The following is a 17,888-nucleotide window of genomic DNA, read 5'->3' as shown; positions in this document are numbered from 1 at the left end:
CTGCCCATGCGAACGCCAGCAACGCCTCCCCACGATCAGCCGCTCGGGCTTTCGCTGCGCGACTACGGCGCCTCGCGCGGCAGCCATGCGCACGACCACTTCCAGGTGCTGATCGGCCTGGCCGGCGTGCTCGAACTCGAAGTGGAAGGCCGCGGCGCGCGTGTCGGCGCCGGCGATGCCCGGGTGGTGGCACCCGGCGACCGGCACGACTTCGAATCGCGCAGCGGCAGCCTATGCCTCGTGCTCGATACCCGCCAAGCCACCTGGGCGCGTTGCGCCGAGCGCCCGCCCGCAGATGCTTTGCGGCTGCAGGCACTGGCGCAGTACCTGGCGACCTGCACGCAGCATCCGCAAGCCTCCGTCATGGCACTGCAACACGGCCCCGCCCTGTTGCTCGAAACGTGGGGCGCGGCCGCACCGGCCAACGCGAGAAGCCGCCGCGTCATCGACTGGACCGCACTCGCCGCCTGGGCGGGTTCGCGCTGGCACGAAGCGCTGAGCGTTGCCGATCTCGCCAGCGTGGCGTGCTTGAGCCCCGGCCAGTTCGCAGAGCGCTGCCGCGACGAGCAGGGCGTGAGCGCGATGCAGTGGCTGCGCACGATGCGGCTCGCGCATGCGCGCGAACTGCGCCTGGCCGGCGTGGGCGTGGCGGAAACGGCGCGCCGCACGGGCTACCGTTCGCCCTCGGCGCTCACTGCGGCATTGCGCAGGCTGGGCCGTTGAGCTTGCCGCAAGGACCGTCGCCGCGCGACGATGCGCCGGTGTTGCGCGACGACCGCGCCGCTTAAGCTCGAAGCGATGTCGCCCACGCTTCTTGCCCTTGCCGCCATCGCCCTGTGGGCCACGCTCGCCTCGCTGGGCACCGCGCTCTCGCACCTGCCGCCCTTCCTGCTGACCGGCCTCGCGCTGATCATCGGCAGCATCCCGAGCTGGCCGCTCGTGCTGCGCGACCGCAGCGCCTGGAAAGTACCGCCGCGCACGCTGGGGCTGGGCATCTATGGCCTGTTCGGTTTTCACTTCCTGCTGTTCATCGCGCTGCGGCATGCCCCCCCGGTCGAGGCCAACCTGGTCAACTACCTGTGGCCGCTCTTCATGGTGGTGCTGGCGCCGGCGCTGCTGCCGGGCATGTCGCTGCGGCCGCTGCATGTGGTCGCGGCCTTGCTGGGCTTCGCGGGGGCCGCGATCGCGATTCTCGGCGCGCGCGACGGCTCCGCTGCCACGCCCGGTGCCTCGGCCGAGTACTGGGGCTTTCTGCCGGCGCTCGGCTCGGCGTTCATCTGGGCCAGCTACTCGCTCTGGACGAAGCGCGTGGCGGCGTTTCCGACCTCGGCCATCGGCTTGTTCGGCCTGGTCTCGGGCGTGCTGTCGCTGGCTTGCCATGCGCTGCTCGAGCCCTCGGCGGTGCTCTCCGCCAAAGACTGGCTGCTGGTCGCGCTGTGCGGCCTGGGCCCGCTCGGCGCGGCATTCTTCGTCTGGGACATGGCGCTCAAGCGCGGGGATGCGCGGCAGATCGGCATCCTGAGCTACCTCACGCCGCTGGGTTCCACCGCGCTGCTGCTGGCCGTGACCGGCCGGCCGCTCACCTGGAGCATCGCGCTCGCCGCGGGGCTGATCATCTCGGCCGCCGTCATGGGCACACGCGCGCGCTGAATACGTTCGCGTCCGACGGATCGGCGCCCGTTTTCTGGCTAGAGTGGAAGCTCCGGAATAAAAGGAGCCGACCCATGGACAACAAGAACAAGAATGAGGATTTCGAGATCACCCCCAAGCTGGTGTTCGACCTGAACCTGGCGCTGTACCTCGACCTGGTGGCCGCGCTCGAAGGCGCCGGCGCCATCACCTACCGCCAGATGGCCGCGCGGGTGCTCAACATCAGCATGGACGCCGGTGCCGACGGCGAAACGGATCTGTCGACGGTGCTGGAGAGCGTCGCCAAGGGCTTCGCGGGCCACGGCGACGGCCTCTCGATCGAAACCCTGAAGGCCGCCCGCGGCCTGCGCGAAGACGAGGCGATGGGCGACATCCCGATGCGCCCGAGCGAGCCCTGAGCCGGCGTCAGTCTTCGGCCACCTGCAGGATCAGCTTGCCGAAGTTCTCCCCGGCAAAGAGCTTGTTGAGCGATTCGGGAAAAGTGTCGAGACCCTTCACGACGTCTTCCTTGCTCTTCATGCGCCCGTCCTTCAGGTAGCCGGCCATCTCGGCGATGGCGATGTGGTACCGGTCGGCGTAGTCGAACACCACGATGCCTTCCATGCGGGCCCGGTTCACCAGCAGGCTCAGGTAGTTCCTGGGACCCGCGCCCGGCATGCTGTTGGCGTTGTTGTACTGGCTGATGGCGCCGCAGATGATGACCCGCGCCTTGCGCGCGAGCCGCGCCAGCACCGCGTCGAGGATCTCGCCGCCGACGTTGTCGAAGTAGATGTCCACGCCCTTCGGGCAATGCGCCTTGAGGCCTTCCCGCACCGCGCCGGCGCCAGCCTTGTAGTCGATGCAGGCGTCGAATCCCAGCTCCTTCACCACCCAGTCGCACTTGGCGGCGCCGCCCGCGATGCCGACGACGCGGCAGCCTTTGATCTTCGCCAATTGGCCCACCGTCTGCCCCACGGCGCCGGCCGCGCCGGAGACGACCACCGTTTCGCCGGGCTGGGGCTGGCCCACGTCCATCAGGCCGAAGTAGCCGGTCATGCCCGGCATACCGAGCACGTTGAGCCACTGGTTGATGGAGCCCACGCGCAGGTCGATCTTGACCAGCCCGTTGCGCTTGATCTGGGCTTCGGGGATCAGGATGTATTCCTGCACGCCCAGCGTGCCGTAGACGGTATCGCCCACGGCGAACTGCGGGTTCTTCGAGGCGATGACGCGGCCGACGCCGCCAGCGCGCATCACTTCGTCGATGGCCACGGGCGCGATGTAGCTCTTGGCATCGTTGAGCCAGCCGCGCATCGCGGGGTCGAGCGACAGCGACAGCGTCTTGACCAGCACACCGCCCTCGGCCGGCTCGCCGACGGGTTCGGTGGTGAACTTCCAGTTCTCGCGGGTGGCCGTGCCCTCGGGGCGTTGGGCGAGGCGGACCTGGTGGTTGGCGAGGGGGCTGCTCATGGTGTCTCCTTGTATGGCGGGCGCTGGCACGGAGGCGCATCGTAGCCTCGCACGGCGCCCCTGCTGGTAGCGCAGGCGACAGCGAAAACGCCGCGGCGAGCCTAGACCCGGACGACGATCTGCAGGCCTGGTTGCGCGTTGCGCACCGTCAATGTGCCGCCATGCGCCTCGGCAATCAGCCGGCACAGGTACATGCCGAGCCCAACGCCGCCCGTGGCACGCGCCCGCGCACCGTCGGTGCGATAGAAGGGCTCGGTCAGCCGATCGACCTGGGCTTCGTCGACACCGGGCCCATAGTCCCGCACCTCGAGTTCGACGCCCTGTGTCTTGCCGTCCACTGCGGCCCGCAGCGACACGCTCGGCGGCCGGGGCGCGCCGGTGCTGTAGCGCAAGGCGTTGTCCAGCAGGTTGCGCACCAGCAGGCGAATGCGCATGCGATCGACGGCATGCGGCGGCAGGCCTTCCGCCAAGTCGAGATGCACGTTCTGCGTGCCCGCCATCTCGGCCACGATTTCGCGCACCAGCACGGCCAAATCGACCGGCTCGCGCTGCAGCGCCACGTGCGGGCTTGCAAGGCGCTCGCTTTCGAGCAGGTCGCTGATCAGGTCGCGCATCTCGTTCAGATCACGCAGCAGCGCCTCGCGCTCGGCAGCGCCCTCGGGCGTGGCGGGCAGCAGCTCGGCATTGAGCCGGGCGCGCGTGAGCGGCGATCGCAGTTCATGGCTCAGAGCAAGCAGCAGGCCGCGCTTGGCGTCGAGCATGGCCTGGATGTCGTCGGCCATGGTGTTGATGCGCTCCGCGAGGTCGCCAAGGTCGTCGTTGCGGCGCACGGGAATGGGCTGCGTGAACTCGCCGCGGCCAAAGCGCTGCGCGCCCTCGCGGATGTCGATCAGCGGCCGCAGCAGCCGGCTCACATAGGCATAGCCCAGCACCACGAGCAGCAGCAGCGCGCCGAGCGTGGCCCAGGCCACGGCGCGCGGCGCGAGCTTCCAGAGCTTGGGCGCCCAGCCGAAGATCACGCGGTGGCCGTCGGCCGTGGGGCGGATGAACCATTTGTCGTTCCACGGCTCTTCGTCGCGGTCGTGCATCCAGCCACCGCGGCCGTTGCCGCCGCCGGGGTTGGAATCCCAGTTGACCGTGGGGCCCACGATGCGGATGGTGATGGGCAGCCGGGCCACCAGCGCCTGCGCGCGTGCAATATCGGGCGGTGTGCCGATCTCGGCGACGAGCCGGTCGGCATAGTCCACCAGCATTGGCTTGGCGGCTTCGGCCCATCCGGTGGAGAAGGATCTCTTCATGCCCCCCATGAACACCACGGCCATGACCAACGCCAGCAACACGAACATCATCACGAGCCGAATGCGCAGCGAGCGGCGCCAGCGGCGCTTGCCCTGAACCTTCTCGTGCCATTGCTCGTGCCATTGCCTGTGCAACTCCTCGCGGCGGCAGGCCATCTCGCGCCATGCCTTGCGCCAGCCTCCGCGACGAGATCTCATGCGGGCTCGCTGCGCGCGACGGCCAGCGCATAGCCGGCGTTTCGCAGCGTCTTGATGCAGTCCAGCGGCTCGAGCTTCTTGCGCAAGCGGCTCACCACGATGTCGACCGCCCGGGTGTAAAGCTCGGCTTCGTGGCCGCGCAGGCGATTCAGGATGTCGTCGCGGCTGAAGACTTTGCCGGGCTCGGCCGCCAGCAACGCGAGCAGTTCGAACTCGGTGCCGGTGAGCTCGATGCGCTCGCCATGGCGCAGCACCTGGCGCCGGTCGAGATCGATCGACAGGCCGTCGAACACGCGGTGCTGCGTGCCGTTGCCATTGCCGTTTGCCGGAGCCGGCGTGCTGCGCTGGCGCCGCAGGATGGTCTGCACGCGTGCGACTAACTCTCGCGGCTCGAAGGGCTTGGGCACGTAGTCGTCGGCCCCGAGCTCGAGGCCGACCACGCGGTCCATCACCTCGCCGCGCGCGGTGAGCATCACGATGGGAATGTCGCTCTCCTTGCGGATCTCGCGGCACAGCGCAAAGCCATCCATCTCGGGCAGCATCACGTCGAGGATCGCCGCGTCGTAGTGGCCGGCACGCAGCTTGGTGAGCCCCTCGCTCGGCCGCACGGCGCTTTCGAGCGTGCAGCCGAAGCGTGCGAAGTAGGTGGTCAGCGGCGCGGCGAGGTGTTCGTCGTCGTCGATCAGCAGGATGCGCGGCATGGCGGGATTGTGCCTCCTGGCGAACAATTGGCTGACGATCAGGCCCGCGGGCATCGCACCGCCGCTGTCATGGCCGTTCCGATCGGCGAGCGCGGTGTGCGCCATCGCCCGGTCCTCACCACGGATCGGCCCGCCCGATGCGGCCCAGGTGCGTGGCGCCAAATTCGGCGCCGTACTTGAGCCCGTAGCCGAGCGCCCGATCGAGGCCGATGTGCGCGCACCAGATCAAGCCGCCGGCCACCGCCCATGGCATTGCGGCAAGAGCGCCGAGTGCCAGCAGCGAAACCGCGCCAGTGTACGAATGCGCTGCGTTGTAGAGCGCCGCGCCCACGCGCGGCCCCGCGAGGTAACCCAGCATCGCGAGATCGGGCACGAGCAGCCAGAGCGCGAATACGCCCCAGCCCGCGCCGAACTGTGCATAGGCCGCCAGCGCCGCGCCCAGCACGACCACGCCTTCGAGCCGCAGCAGCGTGCGCACGCCGCCCGAGACCGCCTGTTCGCGGGACACCGCGGAACCGGTCTCTCCGGCCCACAGGCGCCGCGCCCTGGAAGGGGATTGGCGAAGCGACACGAAGTGCGCGAAGACCCGGGGTGAGTCCAACTCAGCCACGATGGCCCCAGCGGCGGCCGCCGCGGTCCATGAAGTCCCGCACCTTCTGTTGCTGCGCGGCATTCAGGCTGTCGTAGAAGTCGGCGGCAGCCGCGATGATTTCGGGGCTGCCGTTGCGCACGGCGGTGGTCTTCTCGTCGACGAGCCGCGTGGCGCCGGCCTGGTCGAGCTTGTTGCCCGCGAACAGCGCCTTGAATTGCGACCGTGGATCGCCCGAACCGCCCGCGCCGCGCATCGCTTCGCGCTGTGCCTGGAGTTTCTCCGCCAGCACGGTGAGCTTCTGCTTTTGCGAAGCATCGAGTTCCAGCTTGCTGCCGACACGCTCGACCATCTTGGTGCGGAATTCGGCGCTGTCACCGCCGCCCCAGCCGTGCCGATGGCCGGCGCAGCCCGCAATGCTGCCCGCCGCCACCGCGAGGCCGGCGAAACCGAAGAGAGTGCGTTTGATCCAGTATTTCATGATGTTCCTTGCGGCCCCAGGGATGCCCTGCAGGCGTGGGTCTTAGAGCTTGTTGCTGTTACCGGCCGCTGCGGCACGCGCGTCGAGCGGGTTCTGCAGCGTCGAGATGACCTTGCTGTTCACGCGCGAGCCCGAGGTCACGTTCTGGTCGGGTGCGGCGGCGGTGCGCATGGCTTCGAAGACAACGCCTGCGCGATCACGCGACACAGCCATGGTCTCCGCGCCGCGCGAACCGCGCACGACGTTCTGGTCCGGCGCGGAAGCGGTGCGCACGGCTTCGGCGCTTACTTCAGCGCGGCTCTTCGCCGAGGCGAGCGGCTGGACGCCTTCGTAGGATTCAGCCTTGGCGCCGGCTGCGGCGAGCAGGGCGAAGGAGCCGACGGCGACGATTTGGGTGAGGGAGAGAGCTTTCATGGTCAGGCCTTTCTGTTGTGGAAGAGGAGACCTGATGGTGCTTGCCGGGGTGCGGCAAGTCCTTTCGCCGCGGTTTCGGCGTGTTTCGTTATGTTTCGCCTCGCCCTTGCATTTGAGCGAATGGAAGCCGGAAGAGTTAACTTCCGGCGAGGACCGACGCCGGATCGTCCGACTCGAGCACGCTCTTCGCCCAGGCTTCGAGCTTGCCGGTGTCGGCGCGCAGCACTTCCTGCTTGACGGCGAGGATGCGCGAGGGATGCATCGAAAAGCTGCGCAGTCCGAGGCCGAGCAACAGGCGCGTGAAGGCCACGTCGCCGGCCATTTCGCCGCACACGGCCACGCCCTTGCCCTGGCGGCGGCATTCGGCAATGGTGTCGGCCACGAGCCTGAGCACCGCCGGATGGGCAGGGTCGTAGAGATGGGCGACCGCCTCGTCGGCGCGGTCGATGGCCAGCGTGTACTGGATCAGGTCGTTGGTGCCGATCGACAGGAAGTCGAAATACTTCAGGAAGATCTTGAGCGTGAGCGCCGCGGCGGGAATCTCGATCATTGCGCCGAGCTTGACCGCCCCGTACACGGCGCCGCGGTTGTCGAGTTCCGTGCGTGCGAAGTCGATCAGCGACAGCGTCTGCCGAATCTCGCTGGCGTGCGCGAGCATGGGGATCAGCAGGTGGATTTCACCGTGCGCGGCCGCTCGCAGGATGGCGCGCAATTGCGTGAGGAACATCGCCGGATCGGCCAGGCTCCACCGGATGGCGCGCAAGCCGAGCGCGGGGTTCAGGTGCTCCTGCTTGACGCCCGCCTTGCCGTCGAGCGGCTTGTCGGCGCCCACGTCGATGGTGCGGATGGTGACCGGCATGCCCTGCATGCCCTCCACCGCGCGCTTGTAGGCCTGGTACTGCTCTTCTTCGTCGGGCAGGCGGGTCTGGCGCTGCGACTCGCGGCCCATGAAAAGAAACTCGCTGCGGAACAGCCCCACGCCGACCGCCCCGGCCTTCATGGCGCCCACGGTGTCCTCGGGCATCTCGATGTTGGCGAGCAGCTCGACGCGTTGGCCATCGAGCGTCACCGCGGGCTTGTGGCGCAGGCGCGCCAGCCGGCCGCGCTCGAGATCGCCCTGGCGCTGCTTGAAGCCGTACTCGGCCAGGATGATCGGCGACGGATCGACGATCACCACGCCGGCGTCGCCGTCGATGATCACCCAGTCGTCCTGGCGCACCAGCTGGCTCGCGGTGCGCGCGCCCACCACGGCCGGAATGTCCATGCTGCGCGCGACAATGGCGGTGTGCGAAGTGCGCCCGCCCACGTCGGTCACGAAGCCGGCGAACACGCTCTTCTTGAACTGGAGCATGTCGGCCGGCGAAAGGTCGTGCGCAATCAGCACCAGCGGCGCGTCGATGCCGTCGCCCGCGGTGGGGTCGTCGTCATCTTCGGCCGCAGGGCGCTTGCGGCGCGGGGGGCTCGGCGCGAGCACCGCGGCCGTGCCCTTCATGCGGTGCAGCAGCCGCTCGACCACCTGCTCGAGGTCGGCCTTGCGCTCGCGCAGGTACTCGTCTTCCATCTCGTCGAACTGGCGCGCGATGATTTCGAGCTGCGTGGTCAGCGCCCACTCGGCGTTGTAGAGACGATCGGTGATCCAGTGCTTCACGCCGCCGGTGAGGGCTTCGTCCTGCAGCAGCATCTGGTGCACTTCGAGCAGGGCCGCAAGCTCGTGCGGCGCGTCGTTGGGCCCCATCTGCGCGACGTTGGTCTGCAGCTTGGCGAGTTCGTCGGCCACCGCGTTGCGCGCTGTGCGGACGCGATCGATCTCGGTGTCGATCTCTTCGGGCTTGATGAAGTAGTGCGCCACGTCGATGCGGCTCGACACCACCAGCACCGCGCGGCCGATGGCGATGCCACGGGCGACGGGGAGGCCGTGGACTGCGAAGGTCATTCGCCTTCGCCGAACTTGTCGTTCATCAGCTGGACGATGGCGTCCATGGCCTCTTCCTCCTGCGCGCCATCGGTCTCGAGCTCGACGGTGGAGCCGAGTCCGGCGGCGAGCATCATGACGCCCATGATGCTCTTGGCATTGATGCGGCGGTCGCCGCGCGAAAGCCACACCTCGCAAGGAAAGCTGCCTGCGAGTTTGGTGAGCTTGGCCGATGCGCGCGCATGCAAGCCCAGCTTATTGCTGATGGTCACGGATTTCTTGATCACTGTGCTTTCTCTTCGCCTGATTCTGGGGTGCGGCCACCGCCACCTGCATGACACCTGCCGTGCCGCCCGCGATGGCGCGCTGCACCAGCGTTTCGAGGGGCTCGTGGCGGTAGGTCACCGCACGCAGCAGCATCGGCAGGTTGACACCCGCCACCAGCCGCGAGCGGACACCGTCCACCAGCTTCTGGGCCACGTTGCAGGGCGTGGCGCCGAACACGTCGGCCAGCACCAGCACCTGCGAGCGCGGCGCAATGAGCTGCTGCTCGAGCGTGATGCGGGCCGCGGCCAGCGTTTCTTCGGGCGACACGTTGGGCAGCACGTCGAGCGCGACCACGGCCTGCTCGCAGTCGGGGAATACATGCAGCGCGCACCGCCGCAGCGCCTGCGCGAACGGTGAGTGGGCGATGATGAGAATGCTGTTCATGCGGGTCGGGGGACTACGCGCCGATTATGCGGGGGCGCCCAAAGGAAGTAGGTATACGACATAACGCAGCAGGCCAGGAAAACGGCCAACGCGGCACGGAACGACGCCACAGCATCGAGCCCGGCGCGGGCGAACAGGTCGATCAGCAAGCCGATGCCCCACTGGACGACGAATACACCCGCGAAGACCACCAGGTTGTAGGCCGACAGCGCGCGACCCGCGAGGGCGGTCGGCAAAGCCAGCGCCACGGCGGGCTGGGCCAGCGTGACGACCGTGGAAGCACACAGAAAACAGATCCACGCGATGGTTCCCGCCGCCGGACCAGCTATCAAAATAAGAGCGAGCACGAGCATCCCGAGCGGCATGCCCCAGCTCAGGAGCCTGGCAGCCCGGATGCCGCGCTGCGCGAGCCTTGGATTGGCCACGCCCCAGAGCCAGTAAGTCGCAAGCAGCGCGATGCTGATCCAGAACAGCGCGCCGGCCGCTTCTTGCGGTGTGTAGCCCGCCACGCGCGTGAGCCACGGCACGACCCAGAGCGTCTGCATCGCGACGAAGCCGCCATAGTTGAAAAAGCCGACGGGCGCGAGCTTGCGGAAGAAGGGGTCACGCCATACGGCCGCGTAGCCGCGCTCTTCGCGAGCACGCTCTTCTCGATCGCTCGCTTTGTGCATCTCTTCCTTGGCATCGGCCGCGCCGCCGTCGCGCCATGCAGGTGCCGCCCAGGCGATCAGCGCCATCGACACCAGCACTCCCGCGGCCAACAGCCAGAACAACGGTCGCCAGCCGAGGAGCGGCATCAGCCATTGCACCGGCAGGGTGGCGCCGACGAGGCCGAAGGAGCCCACCATCAGCATCCACGAGTTGCTGCGCAGCTGCATCGGCGGCGTCAACCAGCGCCGGTAGCCGGTGAGCGGCGCCATCAGGCAGGCGCTCACGCCGACACCGGTCAGCACGCGCGCGGCCAGCAGCACCGGAAAATTCGTCGCCACGGAAAACAGCAGGCAGCCGATGACTGCGACGGACAGGAAACAGACGATCACGCGCTTCGGACCATGCCGGTCGAGCCAGGTGCCCATGGGCAGCTGCGTGAACGCGAAACCCAGGAAGTAGCCGCCCGCCAGCAGGCCGAGATCGCGCGACTCGAGTTCGAACTCGGCCGTGAGCGTTGGCGAGAGCGTGGCCGTGATGGCGCGCACCAGCGTGGAGAAAAAGTAGGCGACGGCAAAGGCCAGGAAAACCGTGGCAACTCGCCGCCTTCCGGCGAGCAGGCTGCCGTTCATCGGGCGCGTCGCGCTCACGGGAGGCGCAGGCCGTCGAAGAAGGTTTTCGCCGCCTCGGGGGCCGAGGGCCGGCCGAGCACCGTGGCCTGGTAGAGCGCGACGCGGCCGTCCTTTTGCGATTGGGCGAACCAGAGGACCTGGATGGGCGCGGCGCCCTGTTGCGGCGGCTGCGCATCGAGCCGCACCGGCGCGGGCGCCGCAGTGGCGCGCTTCAGCGTGGCAGGGGCTTCCGTCACTTGCGCATTGCCCAGCTGGCCGCGCGTGGCAGCACGCCACGCGTTGAGCCAGGTCTCTGCCTGTTCGGGGCCGCTGGCGGAGGCATGGGCGATGGCGAAGGTCGCGCCACCGGTCTCGCAACCCGCCATGTCGACCTGCACCGACTCGGCGCCGAGCGGCAGGGCGCGGTTGGCGCGATCGGGCTTGCAGGGCAGCAACGCGACCAGGCCGGCATCGGCAATCGGCACCTCGCGCCAGTTGAAGGTGGGACTGCAGGCGGCAAGCGCGAGGGCGGCGGCAACTGCGAACAGCGCAGGCCAGGAGCGGAAAACGGTCGACGGCATCGGAGGCCGATTATCGAGCCGGCGGGCCACGCCCGAGCGCGATCCGCCCGGCGGAACTAAAATCGCGCAGCCCCTCTCTTCCTGTTGCCATGAAAAAATACATCGTCGCCGCCGCAGTCGTCCTTGCCTCGGCCGCCGGCGTGGGCGTGTACTTCGGCTCCGGCGCCACGGCGGCGCCTGCCTCGACCTTCGTGCTGCTCGACGGCAGCAAGAAAAGCACCGACGACCTGAGGGGCAAGGTCACCCTGGTCAACTTCTGGGCCACGAGCTGCGTGACCTGCGTGGCCGAAATGCCGAAGGTCATCGCGACCTATGACAAGTACAAGTCGAAGGGCTACGACACGCTGGCGGTGGCCATGAGCTACGACCCGCCCAGCTACGTCGTCAACTTTGCCGAAACCCGCAAGCTGCCGTTCAAGGTGGCGATCGATAACACCGGCAGCGTGGCACAGGCCTGGGGGGACGTGAAGCTCACGCCCACCACCTACCTGGTCAACAAGAAAGGCGAGATCGTGAAGCGCTATGTGGGCGAGCCCGATTTCGCGGAACTCCACAAGCTGATCGAGAAATTGCTCGCCGAAGCGTAGCCTTGGCTCGCCCCCAGGCTCCGCGCACTTCGTGTCGCTTCTCCCACCCCTACCGGGGGCAACACCAGAGACCCGGCAAAGCCGGTTCCTCGGTGTTTCTGGAAGGGGCAGGCGCGGCCGGCCTGGGCTGTTGGAAACCGGGCTCTAAGAAACGCCTTTTGTCTTTTTGCGGCGGCTTACTGGTTGCGGAAGCTGTCGTGGCAAGTCTTGCAGCTGCCGGCGGTGGTGCCGAACTGGGCCTTGAGTGCGTCGATGTTGCCCGCCTTGGCGGCGACCGCCAGCTTGCCGGTCTCGGCGATCATCTTGTCCTGGTGCTCCTTGAACTTGGCGGCTTCCTTCCAGACCTCGGGCTTGCTCTTGCCGCCCTCGGCACCGGCGGCGAAACCGGTCCAAGGCAGTTTGGCCATTTCGGCCACGATGTCTGCATTGGCAGTAGCGGCGGCTGCGTCGTAGGGGACGCGGCCATTGGCCATGGCGCCGACGCGGCTGAAATGCTGGCCCATCACGAACAACGCGCTCTGGCGGTACTTGATGGCGTCCTCGGGCTTGGCAAACTGGGCCGCGGCCGGCAGGGAAATCGCGGCGCAGGCAGCGGCCAGGGCGAACGAAGCAAGTCGAATCATCGGGGGTCCTTGTTGTGGGTTCGGCACCGCCGGAAGCGGCGCCGCGCCGAGTGTAGGGGCAGCATTGCCGCCGGCATAGCAACAACCCGATGCATGCGGCGGGCCGGACTTTGCTAATCTGCGCCTTCCGCAATTTTTTGCGCACTTTGCCTCTTCGATGACCGACTCTTCCGTGGCCGCCATGCGTGCCGCTGCGCCCGACACACCCGTGCGGGCGCGCATCTGGGATTTGCCGACGCGTGTTTTCCATTGGGCATTGAGCGTCGCCGTCATCGGCCTGATCGCCACAGGGCTGGGCGGCGTCATGGAATGGCACTTCCGCCTGGGCTACGCGGTGCTTGCCCTGCTGCTGTTCCGGCTGCTGTGGGGCTTCGTGGGCGGGCGCTGGTCGCGCTTCGCCTCGTTCTTCTATGGCCCGGGCTCCATCGTCGCGTACCTGCGCGGGCGGGCTCATCCCGATCATGTGATCGGCCACACACCGCTGGGTGCCCTGTCGGTATTCGCCGTGCTCACGGTACTCGCGGTGCAGGTGGCAACGGGCTTGGTGGCGGACGACGAAATTTCCGCTGCGGGGCCGCTCACGCGCTTTGTTTCCGGCGAAGTGGTGAGTCTGGCCACGGGTTGGCACAAGGCGCAGGGAAAAACGATCGTCATCGCCCTGGTGAGCCTGCACGTGCTGGCGGTGCTCTTCTATGTGCTGGTCAAGCGGCATCGCCTGGTGCGGCCCATGGTGTCGGGCGACAAGCTGATCGGGGCCGCCGGCCATCGCGTGGCGCCGAGCCGCGACGACGCCGCTTCGCGCGGTCTCGCGCTGGTCCTGTTTGCGGTGTGCGCCGGAGCGGCGTACTGGATTGCGTCGTTGCGCCTATGAGCTTTTCCGTTTCACGCCCCCTGCCGCTGGCCGACACGCCGGCCGTCGTGCTTCTGACGCCGGACGAAGCCCATGAACTCGATGCGGCGCGCGCGATCTTTCGCGACTACGCCTCGTCGCTGGGCATCGACCTGTGCTTCCAGAACTTCGAAGAGGAGGTGGCTGGGCTGCCGGGCGACTACGCCGAGCCGCGCGGTGCGCTGCTGCTTGCGCTGGTCGATCCGGCCCATATCAAGGAAGCCGCCGGGCAGCAGGCGCCGACCCTCGTGCGCCCCGACGGAACGCTGGCGCACGTGGCTGGCTGCTGCGCATTGCGCCCGCTCGACAATGCCGACTACGCGAACGCCGCCGAGATGAAGCGCCTGTATGTGCGGCCCGGCTTTCGCGGGTTGGGCGTCGGCCGGCAACTCGCCGAAGCCATTCTCGACGCCGCGCGCGGCGCGGGCTATGCCTGCGTGCTGCTCGACACGCTGGACGACATGGAGTCGGCCCGCGCGCTCTATGAAGACCTGGGCTTCGAGGAAGTGCCGCCCTACTATCACAACCCGATTCCGGGCGCGCACTACCTCAAGGCGGAGCTTTAGCCGGCCTCAGCCGCGCGCTTGCGCCAACAGCGTCTCGGCGTTGCTGACCTCGAACTTGCCTGGCGCCTCGACGTTGAGCGTCACCACCTTGCCGTCTTTCACGAGCATCGAATAGCGGTTGCTGCGCAGGCCCATGCCGCGGCCGGTCAGGTCGAGCGTGAGGCCGGTGGCCTTGGCGAAATCGGCGCTGCCGTCGGCCAGCATGCGCACCTTGGTGCCGGTCTTCTGGTCGCGCGCCCAGGCGCCCATCACGAAGGCGTCGTTCACGCTCACGCACCAGATCTCGTCCACGCCGGCGGCCTTGAAGTCGTCGAAGTGCTGCACATAGCCGGGCACATGCTTGGCCGAACAGGTCGGCGTGAAGGCACCCGGCAGCGCGAACAGCGCAATGGTCTTGCCAGCCGTGGCCTTGCTCACATCCACGGCGTTCGGACCGATGCTGCAACCCTCGCCCTCGACCTCTGAATATTCCTGCAGGGTGGCCGAAGGAAGGGTGTCGCCGACTTTGATCATGTCAATGCTCCTGAAAAAGAAAAACGGCCCACATTGTGGGCCGTTTTCGGTTGAGTCGCAGGCGACTCGGCTCGGGACGATCAGACCAGCGCGGCCTTTTCGACCAGACGGGTCACGACCCAGTTCTTGGTCTTCGAGATCGGACGGCTTTCCGTGATCTCGATGGTGTCGCCCAGCTTGTACTGGCCGTTTTCGTCATGCGCGTGGTACTTGCTCGTCTTGGCCACGATCTTGCCGTAGAGCTCGTGCTTCACACGGCGCTCGACCAGCACGGTCACGGTCTTGGCACGCTTGTCGCTGACCACCTTGCCGATCAAGGTGCGCTTGAGGGATTTTTTAGCTTCCGTCATGTTCACTCCTTACTTGGCGGCTTGGGTTTCTTGCTGCTTCTGCGCAAGAATGGTCTTGGCGCGCGCGATGTCGCGACGCGTCACGCGCAGCGTCGAAGTGTTCGACAGCTGTTGCGTGGCTTTCTGCATGCGAAGGCCGAAATGGGCCTTTTGCAGTTCCTTGACTTCGGTCTGCAGCGCTGCAACGTCTTTCGTGCGCAGGGTTGCAGCCTTGGTCACCTTGGCCGGAGCCACGGTTTCTTTTTTCTTACGTGTTGCCATGGATGTTCTCCTCTCAGGCGCCGAGCTGGCGAGCGACGAACGTCGTACGCAGCGGAAGCTTGGCGGCGGCCAGGCGGAACGCTTCGCGGGCGAGTTCTTCGGGCACGCCGACGATCTCGAACACGATCTTGCCAGGCTGGATTTCAGCGACGTAGTACTCGGGGTTGCCCTTGCCGTTACCCATCCGAACTTCGGCGGGCTTGGTCGAGATGGGCTTGTCCGGGAACACGCGGATCCAGATACGGCCACCGCGCTTCACGTGACGCGAAATCGCGCGGCGAGCGGCTTCGATCTGGCGCGCCGTGAGGCGACCGCGGTCGGTGCATTTGAGACCGAAGTCACCGAAGGCAACCGAGTTACCCCGGGTTGCGATGCCGGTGTTGCGGCCCTTTTGTTCCTTGCGGAACTTTCTGCGTGCAGGTTGCAGCATTTTTGTTACTCCGTAGTTCTAAGACCGATCACTCGGTCTTGGCACCGTCAGCTGCTGCAGCTGGCGCGGCTTTGCGGACGCGCTTAACGGCGGGTTTCGAGTCTGCACCCGGTGCTGCGGGAGCGGCACCGGTGGCTTCTGCGGGCTTGTCGCTGCCGTCGGCCGGGGCGGTGTTGCCACCGATCGGACCACGGGCACCGGCACGCGGGCCGGGACCACGACGGTCGCCACCCGGACGGTCGCCAGGGCGACCATCACGGCGGGGACCACGCGGGCGGCGCTCTTCGTCGGGACGCGGCGTTTCGACGGCCGGCAGGTCGTTGCGACCCAGCGTGTCGCCCTTGTAGACCCAGACCTTGACGCCGATGACGCCGTACGTGGTCTTGGCTTCCGAGGTGCCGTAGTCGATGTCGGCGCGCAGCGTGTGAAGCGGCACGCGACCTTCGCGGTACCACTCGCAACGAGCGATTTCGATGCCGTTCAGGCGGCCCGACGACATGATCTTGATGCCCAGGGCACCCAGGCGCATGGCGTTTTGCATGGCACGCTTCATGGCGCGGCGGAACATGATCCGCTTTTCGAGCTGCTGCGTGATGCTGTCGGCGATCAGCTGGGCATCGATTTCGGGCTTGCGCACTTCTTCGATGTTCACTGCCACCGGCACGCCGAGCTGCTTGCCCAGTTCGCGCTTGAGGTTCTCGATGTCTTCGCCCTTCTTGCCGATCACGACGCCCGGACGAGCCGAGTAGATCGTGATGCGTGCGTTCTTGGCGGGACGCTCGATCATGACGCGCGACACCGAAGCGTTCTTCAGCTTCTTCTTCAGGTATTCGCGCACCTTGATGTCTTCGGCCAGCATGCCCGCGAAATCGCGGTCGCTTGCGTACCAGCGGCTGGACCAGTTACGGGTAACCGCAAGGCGGAAGCCGGTCGGATGGATTTTCTGTCCCATATTTCTTCCAGGCGTTCTTAGTTGCCAACCGTCACGTACACATGGCACGTGGGCTTGCTGATGCGATTACCGCGACCCTTGGCTCGCGCGGTGAAGCGCTTGAGCGTTGCGCCCTGTTCGACGTAGATGGTCTTGACCTTCAGCTCGTCGATATCGGCGCCATCGTTGTGCTCGGCGTTGGCAATTGCCGACTCGAGCACCTTCTTGATGATCACAGCGGCTTTTTTCTGCGTGAATTGCAGAACATTGAGCGCTTGATCAACCTTCTTGCCGCGGATCAGGTCAGCGACCAGACGGCCCTTGTCGACCGAGAGGCGGACACCGCGGAGGACTGCACGTGTTTCAGACATGGTCGTTCCTTACTTCTTCTGGACTTTCTTGTCCGCGGGGTGCCCCTTGAACGTGCGGGTGAGCGCAAATTCGCCGAGCTTGTGGCCGACCATCTGGTCGGTGATGTAGACAGGCACGTGCTGCTTGCCGTTGTGCACGGCAATGGTCAGGCCGATGAACTCGGGCAGGACCATCGAGCGGCGCGACCAGGTCTTGATCGGCTTCTTGTCCTTCGTCGTCACAGCCTTGTCGGCCTTGGCCACGAGGTGATGGTCGACGAAAGGACCCTTTTTGAGAGAGCGAGTCATTGGCTATCCCTTACTTCTTGCGACGCGACACGATGAAGACCTGCGTGCGCTTGTTGTTACGGGTACGGTAGCCCTTGGTCAGATTGCCCCATGGGTCGACAGGATGGCGGCCTTCGCCAGTCTTGCCTTCGCCGCCACCGTGCGGGTGGTCGACCGGGTTCATCACGACGCCGCGAACGGTCGGGCGAATGCCCTTCCAGCGCTTGGCGCCTGCCTTGCCGAGTTGGCGCAGGCTGTGCTCTTCGTTGGCCACTTCGCCGATGGTTGCGCGGCATTCGATGTGAACGCGACGCACCTCACCCGAACGCATGCGGACCTGGGCGTAGACGCCTTCGCGAGCCAGCAGCGTGGCCGACGTGCCGGCCGAACGCGCGATCTGCGCGCCCTTGCCGGGTTGCAGTTCGATGCAGTGGATCGTCGAGCCGACCGGGATATTGCGGATCGGCAGGGTATTGCCGGCGCGGATCGGGGCTTCGGCGCCCGACAGCAGCGTTGCGCCCGCTTCAAGACCGCGCGGGGCGATGATGTAGCGGCGCTCGCCGTCGGCGTAGCAGACCAGAGCGATGTGGGCGGTACGGTTCGGGTCGTATTCGATGCGTTCGACCTTGGCCGGGATGCCGTCCTTGTTGCGCACGAAGTCGACAACGCGGTAGTGGTGCTTGGAACCACCGCCGCGGTGACGGATCGTGATGTGACCGTTGTTGTTACGGCCGGCCTTCTGGAACTGGGGTTCCAGCAGGGCTGCGTGAGGAGCACCCTTGTACAGGTGGTCACGCGAGATCTTCACCGCGCCGCGTTGGCCCGGCGAAGTGGGTTTCATCTTGATGACGGCCATG

26 protein-coding genes are annotated in these 17,888 nt (G+C 66.9%); 6 read left to right on the top strand and 20 right to left on the bottom strand.

Annotated elements, in window-relative coordinates; all coding sequences use genetic code 11:
* Positions 1 to 6: 6 nt before the first annotated feature.
* From QFZ42_RS27655 to QFZ42_RS27645, 3 genes are all read left to right on the top strand, one after another.
* Positions 7 to 723 (top strand): AraC family transcriptional regulator, encoded by a 717-nt coding sequence (locus tag QFZ42_RS27655; RefSeq protein ID WP_307704023.1) that lies wholly within the window; start codon positions 7 to 9, stop codon positions 721 to 723.
* 75 nt (positions 724 to 798) lie between these two features.
* Entirely contained in the window at positions 799 to 1,650 is an 852-nt protein-coding gene (locus tag QFZ42_RS27650; RefSeq protein WP_307704022.1) for a DMT family transporter, read from the top strand.
* A gap of 74 nt (positions 1,651 to 1,724) precedes the next feature.
* A complete protein-coding gene (locus tag QFZ42_RS27645; RefSeq protein ID WP_307704021.1) occupies positions 1,725 to 2,048 on the top strand; it encodes a hypothetical protein in 324 nt (107 codons plus the stop codon).
* Between the two features lie 7 nt (positions 2,049 to 2,055).
* On the opposite strand, the gene QFZ42_RS27640 is transcribed toward QFZ42_RS27645, so the two are convergent.
* From QFZ42_RS27640 to QFZ42_RS27590, 11 genes are all read right to left on the bottom strand, one after another.
* The gene (locus QFZ42_RS27640) at positions 2,056 to 3,099 is read right to left on the bottom strand and encodes an NADP-dependent oxidoreductase (protein ID WP_307704020.1); all 1,044 of its coding nucleotides are present in this window, start codon (positions 3,097 to 3,099) and stop codon (positions 2,056 to 2,058) included.
* 101 nt (positions 3,100 to 3,200) lie between these two features.
* Entirely contained in the window at positions 3,201 to 4,595 is a 1,395-nt protein-coding gene (locus QFZ42_RS27635) for a HAMP domain-containing sensor histidine kinase (protein ID WP_307704019.1), read from the bottom strand.
* Entirely contained in the window at positions 4,592 to 5,296 is a 705-nt protein-coding gene (locus tag QFZ42_RS27630; protein WP_307704322.1) for a response regulator transcription factor, read from the bottom strand. The genes QFZ42_RS27635 and QFZ42_RS27630 overlap by 4 nt, the downstream gene beginning before the upstream one ends.
* A gap of 115 nt (positions 5,297 to 5,411) precedes the next feature.
* On the bottom strand, positions 5,412 to 5,804 hold the full coding sequence (locus QFZ42_RS27625) for a DUF4260 domain-containing protein (RefSeq protein WP_307704018.1): 393 nt from the start codon (positions 5,802 to 5,804) through the stop codon (positions 5,412 to 5,414).
* A 94-nt stretch (positions 5,805 to 5,898) separates the two neighbouring features.
* Positions 5,899 to 6,366 carry a Spy/CpxP family protein refolding chaperone gene (locus QFZ42_RS27620; protein ID WP_307704017.1) on the bottom strand — a complete coding sequence of 156 codons (468 nt, stop codon included), beginning with the start codon at positions 6,364 to 6,366 and terminating at the stop codon, positions 5,899 to 5,901.
* Positions 6,367 to 6,408: 42 nt separating this feature from the next.
* Positions 6,409 to 6,780, bottom strand: a complete 372-nt coding sequence (locus tag QFZ42_RS27615; RefSeq protein WP_307704016.1) for a DUF4148 domain-containing protein — start codon at positions 6,778 to 6,780, stop codon at positions 6,409 to 6,411.
* A 136-nt stretch (positions 6,781 to 6,916) separates the two neighbouring features.
* Positions 6,917 to 8,713: a phosphoenolpyruvate--protein phosphotransferase gene (gene ptsP / locus QFZ42_RS27610; RefSeq protein ID WP_307704015.1), complete on the bottom strand. Its 1,797-nt coding sequence runs from the start codon at positions 8,711 to 8,713 to the stop codon at positions 6,917 to 6,919.
* A complete protein-coding gene (locus QFZ42_RS27605; RefSeq protein ID WP_307704014.1) occupies positions 8,710 to 8,979 on the bottom strand; it encodes an HPr family phosphocarrier protein in 270 nt (89 codons plus the stop codon). Before QFZ42_RS27605 ends, ptsP begins: the two co-directional genes overlap by 4 nt.
* Positions 8,948 to 9,403, bottom strand: a complete 456-nt coding sequence (locus tag QFZ42_RS27600) for a PTS sugar transporter subunit IIA (protein WP_307704013.1) — start codon at positions 9,401 to 9,403, stop codon at positions 8,948 to 8,950. Before QFZ42_RS27600 ends, QFZ42_RS27605 begins: the two co-directional genes overlap by 32 nt.
* Positions 9,400 to 10,683 (bottom strand): MFS transporter, encoded by a 1,284-nt coding sequence (locus QFZ42_RS27595; RefSeq protein ID WP_307704321.1) that lies wholly within the window; start codon positions 10,681 to 10,683, stop codon positions 9,400 to 9,402. The genes QFZ42_RS27600 and QFZ42_RS27595 overlap by 4 nt, the downstream gene beginning before the upstream one ends.
* 14 nt (positions 10,684 to 10,697) lie before the next feature.
* Positions 10,698 to 11,243, bottom strand: coding sequence for a hypothetical protein (locus QFZ42_RS27590; RefSeq protein ID WP_307704012.1), 546 nt, complete (start codon positions 11,241 to 11,243; stop codon positions 10,698 to 10,700).
* 89 nt (positions 11,244 to 11,332) lie between these two features.
* On the opposite strand from QFZ42_RS27590, the gene QFZ42_RS27585 reads away from it, so the two are divergent.
* Entirely contained in the window at positions 11,333 to 11,830 is a 498-nt protein-coding gene (locus tag QFZ42_RS27585; RefSeq protein WP_307704011.1) for a TlpA disulfide reductase family protein, read from the top strand.
* A gap of 176 nt (positions 11,831 to 12,006) precedes the next feature.
* On the opposite strand, the gene QFZ42_RS27580 is transcribed toward QFZ42_RS27585, so the two are convergent.
* Positions 12,007 to 12,453 carry a c-type cytochrome gene (locus QFZ42_RS27580; RefSeq protein WP_307704010.1) on the bottom strand — a complete coding sequence of 149 codons (447 nt, stop codon included), beginning with the start codon at positions 12,451 to 12,453 and terminating at the stop codon, positions 12,007 to 12,009.
* Positions 12,454 to 12,610: 157 nt separating this feature from the next.
* On the opposite strand from QFZ42_RS27580, the gene QFZ42_RS27575 reads away from it, so the two are divergent.
* Positions 12,611 to 13,324: a cytochrome b/b6 domain-containing protein gene (locus QFZ42_RS27575; RefSeq protein ID WP_307704009.1), complete on the top strand. Its 714-nt coding sequence runs from the start codon at positions 12,611 to 12,613 to the stop codon at positions 13,322 to 13,324.
* Positions 13,321 to 13,908 carry a GNAT family N-acetyltransferase gene (locus QFZ42_RS27570; RefSeq protein ID WP_307704008.1) on the top strand — a complete coding sequence of 196 codons (588 nt, stop codon included), beginning with the start codon at positions 13,321 to 13,323 and terminating at the stop codon, positions 13,906 to 13,908. The genes QFZ42_RS27575 and QFZ42_RS27570 overlap by 4 nt, the downstream gene beginning before the upstream one ends.
* Positions 13,909 to 13,914: 6 nt before the next feature.
* Here QFZ42_RS27570 and QFZ42_RS27565 read toward each other — a convergent pair whose 3' ends face one another.
* From QFZ42_RS27565 to rplB, 8 genes are all read right to left on the bottom strand, one after another.
* A complete protein-coding gene (locus QFZ42_RS27565) occupies positions 13,915 to 14,421 on the bottom strand; it encodes a peroxiredoxin (RefSeq protein WP_307704007.1) in 507 nt (168 codons plus the stop codon).
* Positions 14,422 to 14,501: 80 nt separating this feature from the next.
* Positions 14,502 to 14,771 carry a 30S ribosomal protein S17 gene (gene rpsQ / locus QFZ42_RS27560; RefSeq protein WP_307704006.1) on the bottom strand — a complete coding sequence of 90 codons (270 nt, stop codon included), beginning with the start codon at positions 14,769 to 14,771 and terminating at the stop codon, positions 14,502 to 14,504.
* 9 nt (positions 14,772 to 14,780) lie between these two features.
* Positions 14,781 to 14,990, bottom strand: a complete 210-nt coding sequence (gene rpmC / locus QFZ42_RS27555; protein ID WP_041946241.1) for a 50S ribosomal protein L29 — start codon at positions 14,988 to 14,990, stop codon at positions 14,781 to 14,783.
* Between the two features lie 55 nt (positions 14,991 to 15,045).
* Positions 15,046 to 15,462, bottom strand: a complete 417-nt coding sequence (gene rplP / locus QFZ42_RS27550) for a 50S ribosomal protein L16 (RefSeq protein ID WP_021012789.1) — start codon at positions 15,460 to 15,462, stop codon at positions 15,046 to 15,048.
* Between the two features lie 28 nt (positions 15,463 to 15,490).
* Complete coding sequence (gene rpsC, locus QFZ42_RS27545) at positions 15,491 to 16,414, bottom strand: 30S ribosomal protein S3 (RefSeq protein WP_307704005.1); 924 nt, start codon at positions 16,412 to 16,414, stop codon at positions 15,491 to 15,493.
* Between the two features lie 17 nt (positions 16,415 to 16,431).
* Positions 16,432 to 16,764, bottom strand: coding sequence for a 50S ribosomal protein L22 (gene rplV / locus QFZ42_RS27540; protein ID WP_007838134.1), 333 nt, complete (start codon positions 16,762 to 16,764; stop codon positions 16,432 to 16,434).
* Positions 16,765 to 16,773: 9 nt separating this feature from the next.
* Complete coding sequence (gene rpsS, locus QFZ42_RS27535) at positions 16,774 to 17,052, bottom strand: 30S ribosomal protein S19 (RefSeq protein ID WP_007838132.1); 279 nt, start codon at positions 17,050 to 17,052, stop codon at positions 16,774 to 16,776.
* A 10-nt stretch (positions 17,053 to 17,062) separates the two neighbouring features.
* Positions 17,063 to 17,887: a 50S ribosomal protein L2 gene (rplB, locus tag QFZ42_RS27530; RefSeq protein ID WP_307704004.1), complete on the bottom strand. Its 825-nt coding sequence runs from the start codon at positions 17,885 to 17,887 to the stop codon at positions 17,063 to 17,065.
* Position 17,888: the final 1 nt, after the last annotated feature.

The sequence above is a fragment of the Variovorax paradoxus genome, from assembly GCF_030815855.1.
Lineage (GTDB): Bacteria > Pseudomonadota > Gammaproteobacteria > Burkholderiales > Burkholderiaceae_C > Variovorax > Variovorax paradoxus_M.
This window is presented reverse-complemented; position numbering and strand designations above follow the sequence as displayed.